22 protein-coding genes, 1 tRNA gene and 1 pseudogene are annotated in these 22,084 nt (G+C 70.5%); 12 read left to right on the top strand and 12 right to left on the bottom strand.

Annotated elements, in window-relative coordinates; all coding sequences use genetic code 11:
• Positions 1–273 precede the first annotated feature (273 nt).
• Positions 274–1,578, top strand: a complete 1,305-nt coding sequence (locus JIG36_RS20150) for a helix-turn-helix domain-containing protein (protein WP_203377904.1) — start codon at positions 274–276, stop codon at positions 1,576–1,578.
• 44 nt (positions 1,579–1,622) lie between these two features.
• Here JIG36_RS20150 and JIG36_RS20155 read toward each other — a convergent pair whose 3' ends face one another.
• Positions 1,623–1,799, bottom strand: a complete 177-nt coding sequence (locus JIG36_RS20155) for a hypothetical protein (RefSeq protein WP_203377905.1) — start codon at positions 1,797–1,799, stop codon at positions 1,623–1,625.
• Between the two features lie 150 nt (positions 1,800–1,949).
• Positions 1,950–2,849 (bottom strand): EamA family transporter, encoded by a 900-nt coding sequence (locus JIG36_RS20160; protein ID WP_203377906.1) that lies wholly within the window; start codon positions 2,847–2,849, stop codon positions 1,950–1,952.
• Between the two features lie 66 nt (positions 2,850–2,915).
• Between JIG36_RS20160 and JIG36_RS20165 the strand changes: the two genes are divergently transcribed.
• Complete coding sequence (locus JIG36_RS20165) at positions 2,916–3,416, top strand: Lrp/AsnC family transcriptional regulator (protein ID WP_203378240.1); 501 nt, start codon at positions 2,916–2,918, stop codon at positions 3,414–3,416.
• Here JIG36_RS20165 and JIG36_RS20170 read toward each other — a convergent pair.
• From JIG36_RS20170 to JIG36_RS20180, 3 genes are read right to left on the bottom strand one after another with little or no spacing between them, the layout of a single operon-like run.
• Positions 3,347–4,315: an arsenic resistance protein gene (locus tag JIG36_RS20170; RefSeq protein WP_307872812.1), complete on the bottom strand. Its 969-nt coding sequence runs from the start codon at positions 4,313–4,315 to the stop codon at positions 3,347–3,349. The two genes, JIG36_RS20165 and JIG36_RS20170, sit on opposite strands and share 70 nt — an antisense overlap.
• The gene (locus tag JIG36_RS20175; protein WP_203377908.1) at positions 4,308–4,745 is read right to left on the bottom strand and encodes a MerR family transcriptional regulator; all 438 of its coding nucleotides are present in this window, start codon (positions 4,743–4,745) and stop codon (positions 4,308–4,310) included. The genes JIG36_RS20170 and JIG36_RS20175 overlap by 8 nt, the downstream gene beginning before the upstream one ends.
• On the bottom strand, positions 4,742–5,062 hold the full coding sequence (locus tag JIG36_RS20180; protein ID WP_203377909.1) for a hypothetical protein: 321 nt from the start codon (positions 5,060–5,062) through the stop codon (positions 4,742–4,744). Before JIG36_RS20180 ends, JIG36_RS20175 begins: the two co-directional genes overlap by 4 nt.
• A gap of 90 nt (positions 5,063–5,152) precedes the next feature.
• Here JIG36_RS20180 and JIG36_RS20185 point away from each other — a divergent pair, with 90 nt between their 5' ends.
• Positions 5,153–6,097, top strand: a complete 945-nt coding sequence (locus tag JIG36_RS20185; protein WP_236047821.1) for a nucleoside hydrolase — start codon at positions 5,153–5,155, stop codon at positions 6,095–6,097.
• Positions 6,098–6,129: 32 nt separating this feature from the next.
• On the opposite strand, the gene JIG36_RS20190 is transcribed toward JIG36_RS20185, so the two are convergent.
• Genes JIG36_RS20190 through JIG36_RS20200 form a run of 3 tightly spaced genes read right to left on the bottom strand, consistent with a single transcriptional unit; the run spans position 6,130 to position 8,152 of the window.
• Entirely contained in the window at positions 6,130–6,783 is a 654-nt protein-coding gene (locus tag JIG36_RS20190) for a response regulator transcription factor (protein WP_203377910.1), read from the bottom strand.
• Entirely contained in the window at positions 6,780–7,898 is a 1,119-nt protein-coding gene (locus JIG36_RS20195; RefSeq protein ID WP_203377911.1) for a sensor histidine kinase, read from the bottom strand. Before JIG36_RS20195 ends, JIG36_RS20190 begins: the two co-directional genes overlap by 4 nt.
• A complete protein-coding gene (locus JIG36_RS20200; RefSeq protein ID WP_203377912.1) occupies positions 7,898–8,152 on the bottom strand; it encodes a hypothetical protein in 255 nt (84 codons plus the stop codon). The genes JIG36_RS20195 and JIG36_RS20200 overlap by 1 nt, the downstream gene beginning before the upstream one ends.
• Positions 8,153–8,199: 47 nt before the next feature.
• On the opposite strand from JIG36_RS20200, the gene JIG36_RS20205 reads away from it, so the two are divergent.
• The gene (locus JIG36_RS20205) at positions 8,200–8,505 is read left to right on the top strand and encodes a hypothetical protein (RefSeq protein WP_203377913.1); all 306 of its coding nucleotides are present in this window, start codon (positions 8,200–8,202) and stop codon (positions 8,503–8,505) included.
• Positions 8,506–8,522: 17 nt separating this feature from the next.
• Positions 8,523–8,633 (top strand): annotated as a pseudogene (locus tag JIG36_RS54885) (hypothetical protein); the annotation flags it as partial.
• Positions 8,634–8,689: 56 nt separating this feature from the next.
• Here JIG36_RS54885 and JIG36_RS20210 read toward each other — a convergent pair.
• Positions 8,690–8,764 (bottom strand) — tRNA-Lys (locus JIG36_RS20210).
• A gap of 387 nt (positions 8,765–9,151) precedes the next feature.
• Between JIG36_RS20210 and JIG36_RS20215 the strand changes: the two genes are divergently transcribed.
• The 4 genes from JIG36_RS20215 to JIG36_RS20230 all read left to right on the top strand — a co-directional run bounded on the left by JIG36_RS20215 (position 9,152) and on the right by JIG36_RS20230 (position 13,208).
• Complete coding sequence (locus JIG36_RS20215; protein ID WP_203377914.1) at positions 9,152–10,255, top strand: N-6 DNA methylase; 1,104 nt, start codon at positions 9,152–9,154, stop codon at positions 10,253–10,255.
• Complete coding sequence (locus tag JIG36_RS20220; protein WP_203377915.1) at positions 10,252–11,406, top strand: hypothetical protein; 1,155 nt, start codon at positions 10,252–10,254, stop codon at positions 11,404–11,406. Before JIG36_RS20215 ends, JIG36_RS20220 begins: the two co-directional genes overlap by 4 nt.
• Positions 11,397–12,296, top strand: coding sequence for a hypothetical protein (locus JIG36_RS20225; protein ID WP_203377916.1), 900 nt, complete (start codon positions 11,397–11,399; stop codon positions 12,294–12,296). The genes JIG36_RS20220 and JIG36_RS20225 overlap by 10 nt, the downstream gene beginning before the upstream one ends.
• A gap of 66 nt (positions 12,297–12,362) precedes the next feature.
• The gene (locus JIG36_RS20230; RefSeq protein WP_203377917.1) at positions 12,363–13,208 is read left to right on the top strand and encodes a universal stress protein; all 846 of its coding nucleotides are present in this window, start codon (positions 12,363–12,365) and stop codon (positions 13,206–13,208) included.
• A gap of 17 nt (positions 13,209–13,225) precedes the next feature.
• Here the strand turns inward: JIG36_RS20230 and glpK (JIG36_RS20235) are convergent, their stop codons facing one another.
• Together glpK (JIG36_RS20235) and JIG36_RS20240 are read right to left on the bottom strand one after the other, a co-directional pair.
• A complete protein-coding gene (gene glpK / locus JIG36_RS20235) occupies positions 13,226–14,698 on the bottom strand; it encodes a glycerol kinase GlpK (protein WP_203377918.1) in 1,473 nt (490 codons plus the stop codon).
• Positions 14,695–15,456 carry an IclR family transcriptional regulator gene (locus JIG36_RS20240; RefSeq protein WP_203378242.1) on the bottom strand — a complete coding sequence of 254 codons (762 nt, stop codon included), beginning with the start codon at positions 15,454–15,456 and terminating at the stop codon, positions 14,695–14,697. Before JIG36_RS20240 ends, glpK (JIG36_RS20235) begins: the two co-directional genes overlap by 4 nt.
• 83 nt (positions 15,457–15,539) lie before the next feature.
• Between JIG36_RS20240 and glpK (JIG36_RS20245) the strand changes: the two genes are divergently transcribed.
• Positions 15,540–16,997 carry a glycerol kinase GlpK gene (gene glpK / locus JIG36_RS20245; RefSeq protein WP_203377919.1) on the top strand — a complete coding sequence of 486 codons (1,458 nt, stop codon included), beginning with the start codon at positions 15,540–15,542 and terminating at the stop codon, positions 16,995–16,997.
• Positions 16,998–17,010: 13 nt separating this feature from the next.
• Complete coding sequence (locus JIG36_RS20250) at positions 17,011–18,726, top strand: glycerol-3-phosphate dehydrogenase/oxidase (RefSeq protein WP_203377920.1); 1,716 nt, start codon at positions 17,011–17,013, stop codon at positions 18,724–18,726.
• 4 nt (positions 18,727–18,730) lie between these two features.
• Here the strand turns inward: JIG36_RS20250 and JIG36_RS20255 are convergent, their stop codons facing one another.
• The gene (locus JIG36_RS20255) at positions 18,731–18,913 is read right to left on the bottom strand and encodes a hypothetical protein (protein WP_203377921.1); all 183 of its coding nucleotides are present in this window, start codon (positions 18,911–18,913) and stop codon (positions 18,731–18,733) included.
• Between the two features lie 602 nt (positions 18,914–19,515).
• On the opposite strand from JIG36_RS20255, the gene fxsT reads away from it, so the two are divergent.
• Positions 19,516–22,026 carry an FxSxx-COOH system tetratricopeptide repeat protein gene (fxsT, locus tag JIG36_RS20260; protein ID WP_203377922.1) on the top strand — a complete coding sequence of 837 codons (2,511 nt, stop codon included), beginning with the start codon at positions 19,516–19,518 and terminating at the stop codon, positions 22,024–22,026.
• Positions 22,027–22,084: the final 58 nt, after the last annotated feature.

Raw genomic sequence — 22,084 nt, forward strand, 5'->3', positions numbered from 1 at the left:
GCCGCCGCGGCGGCGCTCAGAGCGGCGATTCGAGACTTCATGGTGGTCCTCCGAGGTGGTGGTCGCGCTGATTCACTGCCACCACGGGGCCCGGGCCAACCCGGTTCACGAGATCGCCCGGGAGTGTGAAACAAGCGGAACTACTCGGCCGTTCGGGTTGGAGGGCCGGACCCAGGGTGGGTCGGAATCGGCCTGGGAACTGCGGAGAACGACGCTCGGCGGCCGGGCGTCGGACGTTGAGCCCATGAACAGAGATCGACCCAAGCCACTACGGTGAGTGCGCCGAACCAGGGGACCGACGAAGGACGGTGGCTGCGGGTGGGCGTCTACACGAGCGTTCATGGATCGCCGTCGCCGTTGCCGGCCGTGCGGCTGGCCGGAGAACTGCGCGGCCTGATGCGTGGCCGGACGGTTGCCGACGTTGTGCTCGACTCCCGTGGTCGTGTGACGCGAGACGACATCGACCGCCTGCTCAACGGCGAACGGATGCCGGAACCGGTGGTGGAGTCGTTCCTGCTGGCATGCCGGGTTCCGACCCCCGAGCTCCGGCACTGGCTGCTCCGATATCGCGAGGTCCACGACGCGCCCGAACCGGCGGCGCCGGCCGAGCGGGCCGGCTTGGACGCGCCGGCCGAGCGGGCCGGTCTCCTCCATCGGATCGAACGGCGGCCCGGGCTGACTGCCCTGGTGGCTCTGGCGACATTCGCCGGGCTGGTGGTTGCGGTGCTGGCGGCCGTGCCGGACTGGCGGGACATGCTGCTGAAGGACGACGAGGCACAGGTCGGCCCGCCCAGCCCGCAACCGAGCACCGCCCCGGCCACGCCGGCGCCGGCGGTCAGCGTCAACAACGGCAACTTCTGCGTCTTCTACGGCGACAACAATCACGACAACTGCAATGCGCTGACCCTCGCGAGCGTCAAGCCCAGCGAGACGTCGGTGCTCTGGGTGTGGTTCAACGGGTCGCCGTCGGAGCTGCCCACGCCGCCCGCCTACACGTCGACGAACTATCCGTGCGGTGACTGGATCGACTGGCTGCGCGCGAATCCGAGGTTCTACTTTCCCGATCTCCACAAGGCGATCGTCCTCACCGGGGGCAGCAGCGAGATCGTCAGCATGAGCAACATGCGGGTCGACACCGTCGGACCGGTCGAGCCGGCCCGGGCCGGCACCTGGATCAAGTGCGGTTTCTTCGGCGGTTCCGACGACCGGTTCCATGTCCGGTACAGCACCCTCGACGGCACCACCCAGGTGCAGGAGGGCGAGGAGGACAACCCCGGCAGTTACGGCCCGTGGGAGCCGATGCCGGAACGCAAGATAACGCTCGACGGTGTGCAGGTCACCGACGTCGGCTTGCAGGTCGTGTCCCGGCCGGGCATGCGGTACAGCGGAACCGTCACGGTCAGCGTGCAACTCAACAAAGCCGGCCGTGCGGTGCAGATCGGCAACAACAAGCAGCCGCTGCGGTGGATCGGAATGGCGCCCGGCACGGGGCCGGACGAGAGCGAGATGTACGCGTACAACCAGACGAGCCAGGCGTGGGTGAAGGGCTACAACCCGATGTACGACACCGTCGAATGAGAGAGCGCGGCCGGGACGACCTTCGTCCCGGCCGCGCTTTCTGGTCAGGTGTTGATGGCGCCCAGCACGGCGGCGTTCGTGGTGCCGCTGGCTGCCCGGTCTCCGGCGGCCTTGGCCTGTTCCGGGGTGGCGCCGCGCGCCATTGCCTTGGCTACGGCCTCGGTACGCAGCTGTTCTCTTTTGTCGCTGCGCCTCTTCTTGAACCGGCTCCAGATAGACATCTTTGAGATCTTCCCGGGTGTGGGCGGCTCAAACCGGCACCGCCGGAGCCGAAGCCGCGGCGTTGCGGGCGCGACGGATGGGCCAGCTCACGCCGCCCAGCAGCACCAGAGCTCCGCCCAGGGAACCCCAGATGTACGGCGCGGCCTGCCTCACTTGAGTTGTGCGCCGCCCCGCTTCGCGGAGTCCCCGTGGCGCCGCCGGACGCTATCAGGATCTGGCTGGTGAAGGGCGACCCCGGCGACGACCAGGACCACGCCGGCGATGTCGCGGGCGGTGGGGATCTGGGTCAGCACGATCACGCCGATGACGGTGGCGGTGGCCGGAAGTAGCGCCACCATCAGGGCGTACGTGGCGCGGGGCAGGCGGGCCATGGCGAGCTGGTCACTGACGTACGGGATGACCGACGAGCAGACCCCGACGCCGGCGGCTGCGGCCAGCGCAACCGGGTCGGTGAAAGCCGGCGCGGCGGGGACGATGCCGAGCGGCAGGGCGATGACCGCGGCGATCAGCATCGACAGGGCCAGGCCGTCGATGCCGGCGACCTGCTCGCTGCGGGCGACCCGGTGGCCGAGCACGATGTAGAGCGCGAACAGCATGGCGTTGGCGGCGGCGAAGACGATGCCGAGCGGTTCGGCCACCAGCCGTACGTCAGTGAGCAGGTAGACCCCGGCCACCCCGGCGACCAGGGCAGCGATGTTGCGGCGGGTCCGGGCGGCGAACGCGGCCAGCACGATGACCGGCAGGAACTCGATGGCGGCGACCGTGCCCAGCGGGAGCCGGTCGATGGCCAGGTAGAACACGCTGTTCATGACGGCGAGGACGGCCGCCCAGCCGGTCAGCAGCCAGCGGGTCGGCCGGTCCAGCGACGCCCACAACCGCCACGGGCGTCGCCACACCGCGAACACCAGCGCGGCGGTCGCGATCCGCAGCCACGCCACGCCGAGCACGTCGATGCGGGCGAACAGCAGCACCGCCTGCGCCGGGCCGAGGTAGTGGAAAATCGCGCTGACCACGAAGTAGACGTGCGGCGGCAGACGGAGCCTGGTCATGCTGTCTATTGTCGAAAAGGCCACAGCTCGAACACCATGCGCGAACGAAGGCGGGACGGGCGCGAGATGGGTCAACGGGAAAGCTCCGGGCCGATCGGCCATCCTGCGGGAAACCCGCTGATCGACGACACCAACCGGCGGCTGCTCGACGCCCTCGGCGCCGACCCCCGGGCCACCGCGGCTGAGCTTGCCCGGCAGATCGGGATGTCCGCTCCGGCCGTACGGGAACGCTTGTCACGCCTCGAAGAGACCGGTGTCATCCGCGGTTACCGTCTCGACATCGACCCCGCGGCGGTCGGCCTGCCCGTCGCCGCGTGGGTGCGCGTGCGGCCCGGGCCGGGTCAGCTGTCCCGGATCGCCGAGCTGGCGGCCCGCACCCCGCAGGTCAGCGAATGCCACCGCATCTCGGGCGAGGACTGCTTTCTGCTCAAGGTGCACGTCCCCACGATCGAAGACCTCGAAGCCGTCCTCGACCAGTTCCTGCTCTTTGGGCAGACTCACAGCTCCTTCGTCGTGGCCACTCCGGTGCCGCCGAGAAACCCCAGGCGCGGGACGAGACGTACGTAGATCACCATGCCGATCACCTCGACCAGCGTCTGCGTGACGACGACCGCGGCGGTGATGCCGAGATGGTCGGGCAGGGCCAGGGCGAGCGGCAGTACGACCAGGGAGTTGCGCGTCGCGCCGGTGAAGACGATGGCCCGGCCGGCGGGGGCGTCGAGCCGGAACAGGCGGGCCACACCCGCGCCGCCGAGGGCCATGACGATCAGGAACAGCGCATAGAACGGGACCACGCCGGCGACCCGGCCGACGTCGCCGGTCAGCTTCGGCACCTGGGAGGCGACCACGACCAGCAGGGTGGCGACCATCAACGGCACCATCGTGGTGCTCATCGCCCGGCCGAACGACGGGCGGGCCCACGCCTGGGTGGCCCAGGCCAGGGCGAGCGGGATGACGATCAGAACCAGGAACGCCTCGAGGAACGGGCCCGCCTCGACCGTCTCGGCCAGGTCGGCGCCGAGGAACAGAAGCAGGTACAGAGGCAGCAGCAGCATCTGGGCGATCAGCAGCAGCGGGGTGGCGGCGAGCAACCGCCGGCTGCTGCCGCCGGCCAGGCCACTGAACACGATCACGTAGTCGACGCACGGGGTGAGCAGCACCAGCAGCACACCCATGCGGACGGCCCGGTCGGCGGGCAGGAACGCGAACATGGCGGCCACCACCAGCGGCACTACCACGAAGTTGACCACCAGCGCCGCCGCCAGGAACCGGCCGTCGCGCAGCGAGCGGAGCAGGTCGCGGGCCGGCACCTGCAGGAACGTCACATAGAGCAGCAGGCCGAGGACCGGGTTGATGACGTGTTCCAGGCCCGGGCCGGCGCCGGGAGCGGCCAGGCCGACGGCGGCGCCGGCGGCGATCGCCAACAGATAGAGGGCGACCTGGTGCCGTTCCATGAACTCAACCACGCCCTCCATTCTGATCATGGGATGAGGTGCCGATCGTCAGGTAGGGCAGCGGGCAGTCGGCGCAGGTGCAGTTGGTCAGACTGTCGCAGCGGGCGTCGACGACCTCGGTCAGGGTGGACCGGATGGCGGTGAGGTCGGCTATCTTCCGGTCGATCTCACTGATCTTGTCGATGGCCCGTTGCCGTAGGTCGGCGGTCGGGTGGCGGCGACGTCCGGCGTCGAGGAGCTCGGCCACCTCGTCGAGGCTGAACCCGAGCCGCTGCGCCGCCTTGATGACCTGGAGCAGCGCGACGGTGTCGGGCGGATAGATCCGGTGACCGCCGAGCGACCGGCCCGGCTCGCTGAGCAGCCCACGACGCTCGTAGTACCGCAGCGTCTGAATGTTCACGCCGGCCCGCTCGGCGACTTCCCCCGTACGCAGGCCGCTCATCCGGCGCGACCGATGAGAGCCGCCAGCACATTCGCGTACGCGGGTGGGACCTCGACGTCCAGCAGCACGCTCTCCTCGTCGGCGGAAGGGGTGGCGCTGACGGTGAACGTGAAGAAGGAGCAGCACTCGGTTTCGCGCGCGGTCAGGTCCCGTACGCGATCGGCCAGCCCAGCCGGCCCGGTCAGCCGCAGCCGTGCGTGTGTGGCGTCGATCCGCTCGGCCGTGGTGACAGTCGTGAACAACTCGTCGAACTCGGCCAGCCGCAGCGGCTGCTCCACCGTCGGCAGTGTGCAGGCCTCCGGAACTGTGAAAGACATGCTCGACCTCCCCAGATCGCTGTCCGTTCGACGGTAAGCCTGTACCTGGGTACCGGATGCAACCCCGCGGGCGCACGTATCGTCAGGCGCATGGACGAGCTCGCCCCGCATCCGGTGATCATCGACTGCGACCCGGGGCACGACGACGCCCTGGCCCTGCTGCTGGCCGTGGGCGATCCGCGGTTGCGGCTGCTCGGCGTCACAACCGTCGCCGGCAACCAGACACTCGACAAGACCACCCGCAACGCGTTGCGGATTCTGGCCCTGGCCGGGGTCACCGACGTTCCGGTGGCCGCGGGCTGCGACCGGCCCCTGGTCGGCGACCTGGTCGTGGCCGAGAACATCCACGGCGCGTCCGGGCTTGACGGACCCGACCTGGACGGTCCGACCGGCACGACCGTGGACGTGCACGCCGTCGAACTCATGCGGCGCCTGATCGTGGCCTCCGACGAGCCGGTCACGCTGATCGCGACGGGTCCGCTGACCAACGTCGCGCTGCTGCTGCGCCTGCATCCCGAGGTGCTGCCCCGGGTCGGCCGCGTCGTCTTCATGGGCGGTTCGACCGGGCGGGGCAACACGACCCCGTACGGGGAATTCAATATCGTCACCGACCCCGAGGCCGCCGGGATCGTGCTCAACTCGGGCCGGCCGACCACGATGATCGGCCTCAACGTGACCCATCAGGCCCTGGCCACCGCCGAGATCATCGACGGGTTCCGGGCTCTGGGCACCCGCCTGGGCACGGTCTGCGCCGAGTTGATGACGTTCTTCGCGTCCACCTACCGCCGCGAGTTCGGTTTTGACCACCCGCCGGTCCACGACCCGATCGCCGTGGCCGCCGTCATCGACCCGGCGCTGGTCGAGACGGTCGCCGCCCCGGTCGCGGTGGAGCTGACCGGCACCCTGACCCGCGGCGCCACCGTCGTCGACCTGCACCACCGTACGAGGGAAGCTCCGAACGCCGACGTCGCGGTGGGCCTGCAGGTCGACGCGTTCTGGAAGTTGCTGATGACCGCGGTCCGCAACCTCGGCTGAGGACTCAGTCGCGCTGCCGTCGTGGTGCCCTCTCAGGTCAGGCCCTGCTGCTGGGCATAGCTTGCCGCCTCCGTACGGTTCCGGGCACCGATCTTGGCGAAAGCGTTGTTGATGTGCGTCTTCACGGTCGTCTCGGCCACGAACAGGGCGGCCGCGATCTCCGCGTTCGTCCGGCCCTGAGCGATCTGCCCCAACACCTCGGCCTCGCGTTGCGTGAGCCCGTCGGGCAGACCGTCCCGGGCCGGCGCCGTCGCCGGGCGGGCCATCGCCTCGGCCACCCGCGCCGCCACCGCCGGGTCGAAAAGCGCGTGCCCCTTCGCCGCCGCCCGCAACGCCATCATGATCTCGGCCCGCCCCGCGTCCTTGGTGAGATATCCGCGAGCACCCGCGGCCAGCGCTCCGGCGATCGATTCATCATCGGCGTACGTGGTCAGCACCACCACTGCCACCTCGGGGAACTCCGCCCGTACGCGGGCCGTCGCGGCCGCACCGTCGAGCACGGGCATCTTCAGGTCCATCAGAACCACGTCGGGCCTGACCTCGGCCACCAGCTCGAGCGCCCGCGCACCGTCGCCGGCCGACCCGACCACCTCGACGCCGTCGGTCAGTTCCAGCAGAGCGGTCAGACCCTCCCGTACGAGCTGCTGGTCGTCCACCACCAGCACCCGCAGCGGCTGGTCGGTCATCCCGGCACCTCCGCGCTGACTCGCCACGCGCCGTCGACGACGCCCGCGTCCAGCGTGCCACCGACGAGGGCGATCCGTTCACGCGCGCCGATCAATCCGAACCCCGTTTCCCCCGTACGGCCGGAGCCCGCCGGATTGTCCACGACCAGCCGGACGGACGACCCCGTGAAGTCCAGCGTCATCGTGACCGGCGCACCCGGCGCGTGTTTGGCCGCGTTGGTCAGCGCCTCCCGCGCGGTGCGTTGCAGCGACACCTCGGCCCCCGACGGCAGAGCACGAGGCGTCCCGTCGATCCGCAGAGTCACCGTGTGCCCATGATTTTCCCGGTGTACGACCACCAGGTTGTCCAGGGCGCGGGCCAGCGACGGCACGTCGGACCGCAGGGCCGCGACCGCGGAACGGGCCTCGGTCATGCCGTCCGCCGCGAGCCGTCGGGCCCGCCGTACGCGCTCGGCTGCCGCCTCGATGTCCCGCTTCTCGGTGAGCTGAGCCTCGGCCACTTCCAGCTGCACCCCGAGCGCGCCCAGCGAATGGGCCAGCACATCGTGCAGTTCCCGGGCGATGCGCGCCCGCTCGTCCAGCGCCGCCGCCCGGGCCTGCGCCTCCTGCGCCCGCAAGGTCTGCTCGGTGCGCAGCCGATGTTCCCGCCGGTGCAGGCTGAACAGCACCACCACAACCACCACCCCCGGCTGCGTCAGCATCGCCGTCGGCCCGTTCCCGGCCAGCCGCAACGCGACGAGAAGGACCACGATCAGCGCGCCGGTCAGCGACAGGATCGCCCACAACGGCATGCGGGGCAGCAGCACAAAAGTGAAGAGAGCCCCGTAGAGGAAAAGGTGGGCGGCGCCGTTGTGCGGCATGGCCGAAACAGCCGCCGGCAGCAACGCCGCTACGGCCAGGGCAGCCCGCGCCGGCGCCGGAAACCGATTGTCGGCGGCCACCCAGAAAACCCAGGCGGCAAAACTCAGAGCGAGCACCGGCCGCACTTCCACACCCGGCCAGAAACCCAGCGCCCACACGAACAGCCCGGTCAGAACGATGCGCACCAGCCAGCCCGTCTCCGGGTCGTCCGCCCTGATCAGGCCCAGACCGCGACGAGCCAGCCGGCGCAGCATCAGTTCTGTTCCCGGATCACGGTCAGAATCAGGTCGAGCACGAGAAGACGGTAGGCGACAAACGCGAGCCCCACCACGGCGGCCACCACAAGAAACGCAACTACGACGCGTCCGGTCACTTTCCCACCCTCCTGATCGAGCACTTTGCCCACCACGGCCCCCGCGATACGCTCGGCACGGCTGCGGCGGTTTCCGCTGAGCAGATAGTTCGTCGCTTCGATTACGGCTTTGCTGCGCGAGTTCCGCTCGTCCATGCCTTCGAAGTTACGAAAATCCCGGGTGGAGCCGGCACCTTCAGAGGGTGGAGATCCAGGTGGAGAAGCCCCGGCCGTCCGGCCACGCCGCAGCCGCGAGTCATGCCGGGCCGATCCGCATCCGGTCGGGCCGTCCGGCCGCGCAAGTCGTCGCAGACGCGGAATTTCAGGGCGGCAAGATACGGAATCCAGGACCTGCAAGATACGGAAAACTCTGCCTGCAGATGCGGAAAAGCCACAAGACCCCTCTCGAAGCCGGGCAGGCGTTGACCGGCCGGGTCGAAATCCTGGAGGTGCTGCCGTTGACGCAGGCCGAGATCGAGGGGTCTACCGGCGGCTTCATGCCGCTCTGACGGAATAGGGCCACCTGGTGGAGACATTCGCGGTCGGCGAGATCCTCCGGCAGGTGACCTGGTCGGACGCGCCGGTCGCGGCCCGTCACTTCCGTACGCCGGAGGCCCAGGAAGTTGACCTGGTGCTCGAGCGCGATGACGCGCGGAACGGCTCGCATTTTCCGCGCGCAGGATCCGTCCGAACTGGTGGGCCGCCGGGGACTCGAACCCCGAACCTATGGATTAAAAGTCCACAGCTCTGCCATTGAGCTAGCGGCCCGCGATCATAGAGTACCTGTGGCCGATCGGGTTGCCTCGCAGGTATGCGGCTGTGGCCGTTTGCCGAGGTCCGGCGGGTCGGGCGGGTCATCTGCCCTCTTGCGCCTGGGTGGGTGAGCTGAGATGATCTAGGGCTTTGCGCTCGCCGGGGGCGGAGCCTGTTCATCCTGCGTATGACCTGGGTGTGGATGCGGTGGAACACGGCCGGTGCGCCAGATGGAGAAGTAAGCAGGTTATGAGTTTTGAGACGATCCGCGACACGCTTGTTGCGGCGGGTTTTGAGTTTGTTCAGCGGGAGCTCCGTGTCCCGGACGCTCGGACCAGCTGGCGTCCCGATGTTGTCGCCTGGGCCGCGGACGCCGACGGGATGCTTGTCCCCTGGGTCACGGTGGAAGCCAAGACGGCGAAGACCGGCAGCCGTCCTGAGGTCGGGTTGGCCGCGCTGGCGCGGGCCCGTGATCTGCTCGGCACCGCCGACCACTACGTCGTGGTCGACGGCACGGACTGGTATCGGGCCGACGCCGGCATCCAGCGTCTGGTGCGGGTCGACGGGCCGGAGCCACCGCCGTACGGAGGGCGCGGAGAGATCGCCGACGTCGATTTCGCGGTGGCGCTGCTCAGCGACGAGTTGTGGAAGGTGGCCGACCGTCATCGAGGCGGTGAGCGTCCCATCGACCCCGAGGAGTTCCTCAAGCTGGCCGGCTTCCGCACCCACACCGGCGCCTGGGTTCCGATCCGGAAGGAGACCCTGTGGCAGGCGCGCCGCCGCGCCCTGGTCGACTTCGAGCGCCGGGGGCGGGAGGGCGGACTCTTCACCAGCCACAAGACGATCGCCCGGGCGGTCGCCGAGCTGGCCGGCGCCAAACTCACCGAGGACCTGCTCGATCCGTTCTGTGGGGCGGGCTCGTTCCTCTGGGACGCCGTCGAACTCGCCCAGCGGAACGGCACCGGGCTGCGGGTCGCCCGAGGGTACGACCTCGACCGGCGGACCGTGGACGTGGCGCGGTCGATCGCCGAGGTCAGCCCGGTACCGGTCGAGGTTGTCGCGGCCGACGCTCTGGAGGCCGATCTGCCCCGGTCGGCCTGCGTGGTGTCCGGGCCGCCGTTCGGTCTGCGATTCTCCGAGCCCCACGAGCTGATGGACGGCTCGAAGACTCGCAACGGCGACAGTCTGCTGCTGGACCGGCTTCTGCGCCTCCTGAAACCGGGCGGCCGGGCCGTGCTGCATCTGTCGTTGAACATCACCTTCCGCGCCGATGTCGAGTCCTACCGGCGTTACCTGGCGACGCACTTCCGGGTGGCGGCCATCCTCGGCCTGCCCAACGGCGCCGTTCCCGGGGCCAACGTCCGGACCGTCCTGATGGTGGTCGACGCTTCTGAGCCGGGAGACACCTTCGTGGCTCAGCTCGGCGAGGACTGGGAGACCCAGCTCGCCCCGGACGGCGCCGCTCTGCAGGCCGCGCTCAAGCACATCGACGGGGAACGGCCATGATCTCGTCGACGGTGACGTCTTTGCGCGACGCTGCCACGTGGGACCCGGCCGCCCTGACCGCGGCCGCGCTGAGCTGGCCCGGCCCCGGCACGGCGTTGGCGCGGCTGCGAGATGTGACCTCGGCACTGCCGGCGGAGAGCTGGGTCGAGCGTGACGCGCCGGTCATCACCCCGGCGAGCCTCGATCCGGTCGGCGGCGGTGTGCGCCGGCGCAGCCTGAGATACCGGGGTGCCGCCTATCAGGTCCGAGACGCCGGTACGGGATTGCACCCCGGCGACGTGCTGGTGCCGACCTCCCCGGACCGGCCGTTGCTGCTGGTCGGAACCGAGCATGTCGGTGCCCTGGTTTCGTCCTCCTTCCTCGGGCTGCACGCCGCGGACGCCGACCTCGGACTGTGGATCTGGGCGGTGCTCAGCAGCAGTTCCGGCCGCATGTTCCGCACCCACATCGCGTCCGGCACGGCTCGAACCGCCACCACGAAGGCCGCCCTGCTTGACCTGGCCGTCCCGCTGCCGTCTCCCGCCGACCGGGCGCGGCTGCGCCGGCGGTTGAGCGACATCGAGCTCACCACCCGACGCGCCGAGGAGGAGGCCCGCGAGACCTGGTGGCGGATCACCGACCTCGCCGACGGCGACTGGCAGACCGCGCTCGCCACCCCGACCCCGCAGGCGCTGGACGACGGCGTCCCGCTGGGCGAACTCTGCCGTCAGATCGTCCGGGGAAGCAGCGCCGGGTACAGCACCGAACCCGGCCCGGATCTGCTGCCGGTGACCGACATCGGCGTGCTCGGTGGCCGGCCGGTCCGCCGGTGGACGCCGCCCGGGCCGAACACCGTGGTGGCCGAGCCGGGTGATGTGTTCGTGGCCGTGGCCGGCAACCGGCCGCACGCCGCGCCGGCCACGACGACGACCGTCGTCGACCGGAACCTCTTCGTGCTGCGCCTGCACGACCCGGCCATCGGGCCGGCTCTCGTGCGCTATCTCAACGGCCAGACCGGGTACGGCCTGCGCCAAGCTCTCCTGACCGGCAGCGTCATCCCGAATCTGACGAAGGCCGGCCTGGCCCGTCTGCCCGTGAACCTCGACAACGCCGTAGGCGATGAACCGCAGGCGCCCCTCGACGTCCGGTTGGAGCGCGCGCTGTGGGGCTGAACTGCGAACTGTCGCCGCTGGTCTTCGCCGAGCTCTACCGCATGCTGGCCGGGAGCTCTGCCCATGCCGATCTCCTCGAGGAACGACTCGACGAGATCGGGCAAGACCTGTCCTGGCTGACCGAAGCGGCCGACCGGTATGAGAAGACCTGGCAGCGGGACTTGGAGTTCACTACCGAACCGCTCGACGACGCGCACGCGCTTCTGGCCAGCTGGCTGCTCGCCCCGCTGCGGGCCGGCGGTTCGAGTTACGACTTCGGCGTCGATCTGCGTACCCGTGTGACCGAACGCGTCTTCGCGGAGGTGCCGCAAGCGCCGTCGCAGCTCCCCGCCATGTGGAAGCCGGTCGTGGTGGGCTGGACCCTCGGCATGGTGGTCGGCGACATCGACCAGAACCTTCCGGTTGCCCCGGCGATGCTTCCGCAGGACCCGAATGTTCGGACCGCCTACGAGGGGCTGGTCGAGCACGTCCTCCATCTTTCGAAGCTCACGCCGCCGTGGCCGGAGATGATGGGAACGTCCACCTTCTGGCGCGGAACCGGCCTGGCCGAGGGCATGCAACCCGAGGCGGAGAACGGCAGCAGCGCGGTCACCCAGCTTGTCGTCGCGGTGCGCCGAGGCCTGCCCGAACACGTCGGCAAGCAGATCGGCCGGCATTTCACCCAGTTCGCGGAACGCCGGAACACGCTCTCGCACATCGCCAACAAGGCCGGCCAGCGAAGTTTTGCCGAGGTCCGGGAGGATGCCCGCGAGTGGGAGCAGATCCGGCTCACGATCATGGGAATCACACAGTTCCTGTGTTCCCAGATCGCTGTCGACCTGACCGAGTCGGCGTCGCGGGCGGTCCGGGAGGAGACCTGGGAAGAGCTGATCTGGCAGCTCGCTCTGTGACGATGAGTCTTGGAACTGTCATGGTTATGAAGGGCTTCCGACAAGAGCGTCCGGCAAACAGGAAGCATGGACGTACGAAAACCCGTAGTGGTCGGGGTGGATGGGTCGGACGGGGCGGCCGCGGCTGTGCGGTGGGCGGCTCGGCATGCGCGGGAGACCGGCCTTCCGCTGCGGGTGATCTATGCGGCCGGCACGTCGGAGCCGGTGGCGGTCAGTGAGCGGGTGTTGAACGCCGCGGTTGTGGAAGCTGGGTCGGGGCTGGATTTTTCCGCGTACGAAGTTCCCGGTGACCGGGTTCCGGCGCTGGTCGGTGCTTCGAAGGACGCCTCGCTGCTCGTGCTGGGGGAAAGTGAGCGCGGGCGGCTTGCGACTGCTCTGACCGGGTCGGTTGCGGTTCGGGTGGTGGCCGAGGCCGAGTGTCCGGTGATTGTCGTGCGCGGGGACACCGATCCGGTCGGGCCGGTGGTGGTTGCGGTTGACGGGTCCCGCTCGAACGAACCCGCCCTGGCCTTTGCTTTCCGTGAAGCCGACCGGCGCGAGTGTGCGTTGTTCGCGGTGCACGCCTGGCAACAGCCGCTGGTGCCGACGGGTGCGGGCACGCTGGCGGCGGCCGCCACGGCGGGAGCTGCCTCGCGGGAGGAGTGGGCGGCCGCGGCCCAGCGACTGCTGACGGATGCTCTGGTGCCGTGGCGTGCCACGTTTCCGGCCGTGGCGGCGTACGAGCGCCTGGTCGAAGGGCCGGCCGAATCGGCGGTGACCCACGAGACCGCGGGGGCGGCCCTGGTCGTGGTGGGGTCGCGTGGGCGCGGTCAGCTCGCGGGGCTGCTGCTCGGCTCGACCAGCCAGGCCCTGATCCGCGACTCGGACTGCCCGGTGGCGGTGGTCCGGAGCACCGAACAAAGAGCCGAATAAAGCCGGACGAAGAACAGTCAGGGTCGGCGGCTGAAAAAGACGGCGCTTTCGACGGCCCTCTTCCAGTTCGCGTATTCGGAAGCGCGCCGGGATGCGTCCATGGCGGGCTTCCACCGGCCGGCGGAATGGCGGTTCTGCCGCAGGTCGCGCAGGTCGGACCAGTAACCGACGGCCAGCCCGGCGGCGTAGGCGGCCCCGACCGACACCGTCTCGGCGACCATCGGACGCACCACCGGCACGTCGAGGAAGTCGGCCACGGTCTGCATCAGCAGGTTGTCGGCGGTCATCCCGCCGTCGACGTTCAGGGCGGTCAGCGCGAGTCCGGAGTCGGCGTTCATGGCGTCGACCACGTCGCGCGTCTGCCACCCGGTGGCCTCGAGCACCGCCCGGGCGAGATGACCCTTGGTGATGTACGACGTGAGGCCGACGATCACCCCACGGGCCTCGCTCTCCCAGTACGGCGCGAACAGTCCCGAGAACGCCGGCACGATGTAACACCCGCCGTTGTCGCTGACCGTGCCCGCCAACGTCTCGATCTCGGAGGCGGTGCCGATCAGGCCGAGCCCGTCGCGTACCCACTGCACCAGCGAGCCCGCGATGGCGATCGACCCCTCCAGCGCGTACGCGACCTCACCCGCCCCGATCCGGTAACCGACCGTGGTGATCAGGCCATGGTTCGAGCGCACCGGTGTGGGTCCGGTGTTCATCAGCAGAAAACCGCCGGTCCCGTACGTGCATTTGGCGTCACCGGGCGCAAAACACGTCTGCCCGAACAGCGCGGCCTGCTGGTCGCCGATGGCCGCGGCGATCGGCACCCCGGGGAACGCCTCGCCGTAGATCTCGGACGACGACCGGATCTCGGGCAGCATCGCCGGCGGGATGCCGAACATGTCGAGCAGTTCCGGATCCCAGGACAGGGTCGTCAGGTCCATCAGCATCGTGCGGCCGGCGTTGGTCACGTCGGTCAGGTGCCGGCCGCCGGTCAGGTTCCAGATCAGCCAGCTGTCCATGGTCCCGAACAGCACCTCGCCCCGCTCGGCGCGCGCCCGCAGATCGGGTGAGCGGTCGAGCAGCCACTTCACCTTCGTGGCGGAGAAATAGGTGGCCGGCGGGAGGCCCGTACGGGCGCGGATCAACTCGCCGTCCAGGGAGTCGAGCATCGACGCCGTCCGGGTGTCCTGCCAGACGATGGCCGGCGCCACCGGCGTGCCCGAGGCCCGGTCCCAGAGCACGACGGTCTCGCGCTGGTTGGCGATGCCGATCGCCGCCACCTGCGACAACCCGATCCCGGCCTCGCGCAGCGCCCGCGGGATCAGCCGCTGCACGTCCCGCCAGATGCGGGCCGCGTCGTGCTCGACCCAGCCGGGCCGCGGATACGACTGCGGGTGCTCGCCGCGTGCCACCGCCACCACGGTCGCGCGCCGGTCGAAGAGGATGCACCGGGTCGACGTGGTTCCCTGGTCGATGGCCAGGACGTAACGCTCGGTCACGCGCGTGGCCCGGACAGGTCGCGGGTGACGGCGCGGGCGGTCGCGGTGACGTGGTCGACCAGCGCCGGTCGCGCCTGCCGCCGTGTGTCGCAGAGCCGTTCGACCGGCCCCGAGATGCCGATTGCGCCGACCACCAGTCCTCCGAAGCTGCGCACCGGCGCCGCTATCCCGCCCCGTCCGGCCTCCCACTCCTCGACCGACAGGCTCCAACCCCGGTTCCGGGTCTCGCCGAGCGCCCGCGCCAGATCACGGGGCGAGGTCAAGGTCCTTCGCGTGTACGCCTCCAGGCCCGCTCGCACCGCGACCTCGACTGCCGGGGCGTTGTACGCCAGCAGCACGTGACCCAGTGCCGTCGCGTGCGGGGGCAGCAGGCGGCCGGTGTCGAGCGACTGCATCGAGTCGTCCGGCCGGAAGACGTGGTGCACCACCACGACCCGGTCGTCGCGCAGGGCGCCGATGCGCACCTCTTCGCCGCTGCGGGCGGCCAGTGCGTCGGCCCAGTTGAGCGCCCGCCCGCGCAGTTCGTTGAGGTCGAGGCCGCCGTCGCCCAGCTCCAGCAGGCCGCGGCCGAGCCGGTAGCGGGCGCTCTGCGTGTCCTGCTCGACGAAGCCGATGTGTTCCAGCGTGCGCAGGATGCTGTGGGCGGTCGATTTGGGCAGGTCGAGCGCGTCGGCGATCTCCTTGACCCGCAGCCGGCCCGCGGCCAGCAGCCGGAGCACGGCCGACGACCGCTCGATGGACTGGATCAGGCCCGGCACGTGCGACATTGTCGCACGCTGACCGTTGTCGACGCCGGTGTTGCTTCCTAGTTTCGAGCACAGGACGGCCCGGGGAGGGAACCATGTACGTCGGCGCGATCGACCAGGGCACGACCAGCACCCGCTTCATGATCTTCGACCGCTCCGGCGCCGAGATCGCCCGGCACCAGCTCGAGCACCGGCAGATCTTCCCGGCCGCGGGCTGGGTCGAGCACGACGCCACCGAGATCTGGGAGAACACCCTCAAGACGATCGACGTGGCGCTCGGCGGCGCCGGGCTCGGCCCGTCCGACCTGGCCGCCATCGGCATCACCAACCAGCGCGAGACCGTCGTGCTCTGGGACAAGGACTCGGGCCGGCCGGTGGCCCCGGCGATCGTCTGGCAGGACACCCGCACCGAGCATCTGGTGCGCGACCTCGACGCCGCCCTGATCCGTTCGCGGACCGGCCTGACCCCGGCCACCTACTTCTCGGCGACCAAGGTGCGGTGGCTGCTCGACAACGTCGACGGCCTGCGGGCCCGCGCCGAGCGGGGCGAGATCCGGTTCGGCACGGTCGACAGCTGGCTGATCTGGAACCTGACCGGCGGCCGGCACCTGACCGACGTGACCAATGCCAGCCGCACGATGCTGATGAACCTCGAGACCCTCGACTGGGACGACGAGTTGCTGCGGCACTTCGTCATCCCGCGGGTGATGCTCCCGGAGATCCGCTCGTCGGGCGAGATCTATGGCGAGGCGTTCCCGGGGGTGCCGATCGCCGCGGCCATCGGCGACCAGCAGGCCGCGCTGTTCGGGCAGACGTGTTTTGCGCCCGGTGACGCCAAATGCACGTACGGGACCGGCGGTTTTCTGCTGATGAACACCGGCACCGAACCCGTGCGGTCGAACCACGGGCTGATCACCACGGTGGCCTACCGGTTCGGCGAGCAGAAACCCGTCTATGCCCTGGAAGGCTCGATCGCGGCGGCCGGCGCGGCCGTGCAGTGGCTGCGCGACCAGCTCGGCGTGCTCGACTCGGCCTCCGACAGCGAGACGCTGGCCGGGCAGGTCGAGGACACCGCGGGCGTCTCCTTCGTACCGGCCTTCTCGGGTCTGTTCGCGCCCTACTGGCGGCCCGACGCACGCGGCGCGATCGTCGGACTGTCCCGCTTCCACACCGCTGCGCACATCACCCGGGCCGCGCTCGAGGCCATCTGCTATCAGACCCGCGACGTCGTCGAGGCGATGGCGCAGGACAGCGGCACCACGCTGGAGAGCCTGCGCGTCGACGGCGGCGTCACGGCCAACGCGCTCTGCATGCAACTCCAGGCCGACATCCTCGGCGTGCCGGTCAGCCGGCCCGCGGTCGCCGAGACCACCGCGCTCGGGGCCGCCTACGCCGCGGGCCTGGCCGTCGGCTTCTGGACCTCCCTGGACGACCTGCGCGCCAACTGGCACCAGGACCGGCGCTGGCAGCCGGGCTGGACCGCCGAGCGCCGCGCGGACGGCGTCACCCGATGGCGAGCCGCCATCGACCGAACCCTCGACTGGATCTCGTGAGATGGGGACCCTCATGCAAACCGGACTGATCTCGCCTCAGACGCGCGCCGGCGCGCTGGCCGCCCTGTCGAGCGGCGACGAACTCGACGTGCTGGTCATCGGGGCCGGTGTGGTGGGCGCGGGCTCGGCCCTCGACGCGGCCACCCGGGGGCTCTCGGTCGGGCTGCTCGAGGCCCGCGACTTCGCCAGCGGCACGTCCAGCCGTTCCAGCAAGCTGATCCACGGCGGGCTGCGCTACCTCGAGATGCTCGACTTCTCGCTGGTCCGTGAGGCGCTGCGGGAGCGGGGACTGCTCATCCAGCGGCTCGCTCCGCACCTCGTACGGCCGGTGCCTTTCCTCTATCCGCTGCGGCATCGCGCGTGGGAGAGGCTGTATGCCGGAGCCGGTGTCGCCCTCTATGACACGCTCGCGCTCTCGGGCTGGGGTGCGGGGTTGCCGCGGCACCGCCACCTCAGCAAGACCGAGGCGTTGCGGGCGTTCCCGTCGCTGCGTCCCGACTCGCTGGTCGGCGCCATCCGCTACTACGACGCCCAGGTCGACGACGCGCGCCACACCATGTTCCTGGTGCGCACGGCGGTTGCGTACGGGGCTCAGGTGGCCAGCCGCACCGAGGTGATCGGTTTCCGGCGTGAGGACGGCCGGGTCGCCGGCGTGCGGGCCCGCGATCTCGAGACGGGCCGCGAGTTCGAGGTGCGGGCCAAGGTGGTGATCAACGCGACCGGGGTGTGGACCGGCGACAGCCAGGCGCTGCTGGCCGGCCTGGGCGCCGAGGACCAGTTCCGGGTGACCGCGAGCAAGGGCATCCACCTGGTGGTGCCGCGCGACCGCATCTCGGGCGGCACCGGCATGATCCTGCGCACCGTGACGAGTGTCCTGTTCGTCATCCCGTGGGACCGGCACTGGATCATCGGGACCACCGACACCGCCTGGACCCTGGACAAGGACGACCCGGCCGCCTCCGGACGCGACGTCGACTATCTGCTCGACGAGGTCAACAAGGCCCTGGCGACACCGCTGACCCGCGACGACGTGCAGGGCGTCTATGCCGGTCTGCGCCCGTTGCTGTCGGCCGCCGCCTCGACGACGGCCAAGCTCTCCCGCGAGCACGCGGTCGGCACCCCGGTGCCGGGGCTGGTCGTGGTGGCGGGCGGCAAATACACCACCTACCGGGTGATGGCCAAGGACGCCGTGGACGCGGCCGTCCGTGACCTCGCAACGCCGGTGCCGCCCTCGTGCACCGACCAGGTTCCGCTGCTCGGGGCCACCGGATACCAGGCCCTGTGGAACCGGCGCGCGACCCTGGCCCGCCAGGCCGGTCTGCAGGTGGCGCAGGTCGAGCACCTGCTGCGCCGCTACGGCACCCTGACCGGCGAGCTGCTGGCGCTGATCGCCGGCGACCCGGACCTGGGCGAGCCGGTCGCGGGGGCGCCCGACTATCTGCGGGCCGAGCTGGTCTATGCGGCCACTCACGAGGGCGCCCGGCACCTCGAGGACGTGCTTTCCCGGCGTACGCGGATCTCGATCGAAACCCCCGACCGCGGAGTGGCCGCCGCCCGCACCGCCGCGCCGCTGCTCGCCCCGGCGCTCGGCTGGACCGAGGCCGACGTGGCGCACGAGATCGCCGCCTACACCGCGCGGGTGGCCGCCGCCCGGGCCGCCCAGCAGCAGCCGGACGACGAGTCGGCCGACGCGACCAGCCGCACCACCCTGCTGGCGGCCGCGGCCTGACGGGTCAGCTCTCGCCGGGTTCGCCGGAACCGCCGAGGGCCCGGAGCACACGCTCCGCGGCCCTCCGCCGGCGTTCGTCCCGCGAATACACGGTGATGGCCGCCGCGCCCATGACGATGAGCGAACGGGTGGCGGGCCAGATGACCAGAGCGATTCCGAGTACGGTGGGATCGAGGTAATCGAGCACGAGGGTTCTCCTTGGCGAGGCCGGGCAACATCGCTCCCTCGAGGATTTCCGAGAAACGGCTCCGATCGGGATTGCTTGACCAGCCGCCAACGGGCCCTGACAACACTTCCGGCCGGGTCACACACGGCTTGACAGGATCTGTCGTTTCTCGACCCGCACCCATGGTCAGTTGTTCGGGCGGTGACCTCATGGAATCCTTAGTGGTCTGACATCGTGGATCTGCGACGCGGCTCGGAGCGTGCGGGGTGCCCATCGCTTTGCCAGGCCCGGAGGTGCCGGCGGGCCCTCGCCGCGATCTCCTGGAGCCACTGCACGATCTCTACAACCATGCCGGAAAGCCCGCGACGCGGATCATCAGCAAGCGCATCGACCTTGTGAAGCGCGCCGGCCCGCGAAACGAGAACGAGTGGGCCGACCTCGATCCGGTTTCGCACGAGACGATCAATTCCGTTCTCCGCGGAAAGACGGTGCCGAGCTGGGCCCGCCTCAAATCGATCATCGTGGCGCTCAACGACATGTCGGAACATTGGGCCGACGTTCACCAACTGCTTCGCGATTTTAATACCCTCTGGATTTCGGCCAGCGCGCCGGAACCCGCGGACGTGCCATTCTCGCTGCCCACCTCCACCGTTCGGCCGGCCCTGCCCGCACCGTCGGCGACGGTCGCGTTCCGGGTGCACGGCGAACTGCCGGCCCGTTCCCCCTTCTTCACCGGCCGGGAACACGTTCTCGACGAGATCGAGGCCCGGTTGCGGCGCTCGCCCGAGACGCCCCTCGTCCTCTTCGGCCCGATCGGATCCGGGAAGACGCAGCTCGCCGCGGAATACGTCCGGCAGCACGCGGGCGACTACGCGATCACGTGGTGGGTGCGGGCCGACAACGTCGAGCTGGCCCTGGAATCCCTGTTCCGGCTCGCGCGTGACCTCGGTCTGGTCGCCGTCGACGGCCAGCAGGCGTTGGAGGAGCTCTTCGCCCTGCTCGCCCGGTCGGGGCCCTACCTGCTGGTCTTCGACGGGGTGATCAGCGGTGACATCCAGAGACTGATCCGCATGCGGGGCGGCACCGTCGTCGTGACCACCCGCAACGCCACCTGGGCCCAGGAGAGCCGGCACGACCGGTTCGAGGTGCCCGACCTCGACGAGGCCGAGGCCGCCCAGCTGTTGCGCAAGCAGGACGCGCAGCTGACACCCGAACAGATCGTGCGGGTCAGTTCCGTGGCCGGCCGGTCGCCGCTGGGCCTGGCCGAGGTCGCCCGGCTGCGCGAGGAGGGCGCCGCGACCTGGGAAGACCTGGCCGGCCGCCTGGCCGATCCGGTCGAGCACATGCTGACCGGGCCCGGGGCCGAGTCGTCCGGGGTGGCCGCCGAGATGCAGTCGATCGTGCGGGGCCTGCTCTCCGCCGAACCCGAGCTTCTTCCCCTGCTCACCCTGCTGCTCGGGTTCGGGCCGAGCCGGGTTCCGCTGTGGATGCTCCGGGCGGGCGTGCGCGGCGAGCTCTCGGCCAACGCCCGGTCCGCCCTGGGCGACGTGGCCGTGCTCCGCGGTCAGCTGCAGGCGCTCACCCGCATCGGCCTGGCCCGCGGACCGGCCGACGGCGAATGGATCGAGATGCCGGCGATCGTCCGCCTCGTGCTGCGGGAACGGGTGCGCACGGCGTGGGGCGAGATCAACCGGCGCGACGTCGCCGACATCCTCACCCTGGCCGATCCGGCCCACCCCGAGGAACCGGCGACGGCGGACCGGCACGCCGCGATCGCGCCGCACGTGCGGCCGGCCGACCTGATCCGGTTCTTCCGGCGACCGGTCTATCGGACCCTGCACCACCAGATCCGCTTCCTGTTCCGTTCCGGCGATCTCGGCGCCGCGCAGCGGCTGGGCAACGACGTCATGGCCGCCCTGCGGGACCAGGACCAGCTGGCCCCCACGGACGAGCTGGTGCTGCAGATCCGGCGGGACCTGGCCAACGCGCTGCGGGCCGACGGCCGGTACGCCGAGGCCGAGCGGTTGACCGGCGAGTCCATGGAGCTGATCGAGGACGACCCGTCCCATCTGCCCGGCCACGTGATCACGCTCGATCTGGCTCGGAGCCGCGGGCACGACCTTCGCATCGCGGGGCGCTACCGGGAGGCGTACGAGCTCGACCGGTCGACCCACGCCCGGCACGTGAACGCCTTCGGCGCGGACGACCAGCGACGCCTGGCCAGCCGCTACAACCTGTCGGTCAGCCGGCGGTTCCTCGGCTTGTTCGAGGAGGCCGAGGCGGATGACCGGGAAGACCTCGACGCGCTGCCGGCCGACCGCGCCGGCGACGACCGCCACCGCCTGCGGCTGACGAACGCGCTGGCCGAGGACCTCTACGGGCTGGGCCGCCACGAGGAGGTGGGCAACCTGCTGGCTCCCCTGACCACGGGGGAGCGGGGACGGGAGCTGGTGCGGGCACGCCGCATGACGGCCGTCGCCTTCCGCCGCCTGGGCCGCCTCGCCCCGGCTGTCGACCAGCTCGGCGCCTGCTATCAGGCCTGCCTGCACCAGGAGGGGCCGCGGCGCGAGCTGACGCTGGCGGTCGGCATGAGTTACGGCAACGCTCTGCGGGCGCTGGGCCAGCACGAGACCGCGCTGCACTACTGCCGTCAGGCGGCCGAGGGCTACGCGGCGGCCATGGGCGAGCGGAATCCGCTCGTGTCCGTGGCCCGGGTCAACACGGCCGCCGTCCTTCTGGCCCAGGGCCGGGCGGCTGAGGCCGTGACGGTGCTCGACGAGGCGTACGACGCGCTGACCGGGCAGCTCGGCGAGCAGCATCCGTTCACTGTCGTGGCCGCGGTGAACCGGGCCGCCGCGACGGCGATGACCGATCCGGCCGAGGCCCGGTCGTGGTCGAGCCGGGCCTACACCCTGGCCTGGAAGGTTTTCGGGCCCGACCACCTCGACACCCTGCTGGCCGCCGCCGGTTTCGCGGCCGACCGGGCGGTGCGCGACGAGGGCGACGGGCCGGCGCCGAGCCTCGACCACATTCTGGCGGTGCTGCGGCGGCGTTTCGGGGCCGGTCATACGCTGGTGAGCCAGGTGGCCGGCGGGGTCAGAGTTCTGCTGGATGTCGAGGTTCCGTCTGCTTAAACCCCGTCCGAGGCAAGTTTTGTCAAGTCTTGTCAGGTGGCGTGGAAAGCGGGAATAA

It is taken from the genome of Paractinoplanes ovalisporus (assembly GCF_016834655.1).
GTDB classification, from domain to species: Bacteria; Actinomycetota; Actinomycetes; order Mycobacteriales; family Micromonosporaceae; genus Actinoplanes; species Actinoplanes ovalisporus.

What these genes read in the sequence shown, in the direction of transcription:
- JIG36_RS20155 (WP_203377905.1), bottom strand. Translation starts at nt 1,799, where the DNA reads ATGTCTATCTGGAGCCGGTTCAAGAAGAGGCGCAGCGACAAAAGAGAA.
- JIG36_RS20190 (WP_203377910.1), bottom strand. Translation starts at nt 6,783, where the DNA reads ATGACCGACCAGCCGCTGCGGGTGCTGGTGGTGGACGACCAGCAGCTC.
- JIG36_RS20230 (WP_203377917.1), top strand. Translation starts at nt 12,363, where the DNA reads ATGGACGTACGAAAACCCGTAGTGGTCGGGGTGGATGGGTCGGACGGG.
- JIG36_RS20220 (WP_203377915.1), top strand. Translation starts at nt 10,252, where the DNA reads ATGATCTCGTCGACGGTGACGTCTTTGCGCGACGCTGCCACGTGGGAC.
- JIG36_RS20160 (WP_203377906.1), bottom strand. Translation starts at nt 2,849, where the DNA reads ATGACCAGGCTCCGTCTGCCGCCGCACGTCTACTTCGTGGTCAGCGCG.
- JIG36_RS20180 (WP_203377909.1), bottom strand. Translation starts at nt 5,062, where the DNA reads ATGTCTTTCACAGTTCCGGAGGCCTGCACACTGCCGACGGTGGAGCAG.
- JIG36_RS20200 (WP_203377912.1), bottom strand. Translation starts at nt 8,152, where the DNA reads ATGGACGAGCGGAACTCGCGCAGCAAAGCCGTAATCGAAGCGACGAAC.
- JIG36_RS20250 (WP_203377920.1), top strand. Translation starts at nt 17,011, where the DNA reads ATGCAAACCGGACTGATCTCGCCTCAGACGCGCGCCGGCGCGCTGGCC.
- JIG36_RS20185 (WP_236047821.1), top strand. Translation starts at nt 5,153, where the DNA reads ATGGACGAGCTCGCCCCGCATCCGGTGATCATCGACTGCGACCCGGGG.
- JIG36_RS20175 (WP_203377908.1), bottom strand. Translation starts at nt 4,745, where the DNA reads ATGAGCGGCCTGCGTACGGGGGAAGTCGCCGAGCGGGCCGGCGTGAAC.
- JIG36_RS20195 (WP_203377911.1), bottom strand. Translation starts at nt 7,898, where the DNA reads ATGCTGCGCCGGCTGGCTCGTCGCGGTCTGGGCCTGATCAGGGCGGAC.
- JIG36_RS20165 (WP_203378240.1), top strand. Translation starts at nt 2,916, where the DNA reads ATGGGTCAACGGGAAAGCTCCGGGCCGATCGGCCATCCTGCGGGAAAC.
- glpK (WP_203377919.1), top strand. Translation starts at nt 15,540, where the DNA reads ATGTACGTCGGCGCGATCGACCAGGGCACGACCAGCACCCGCTTCATG.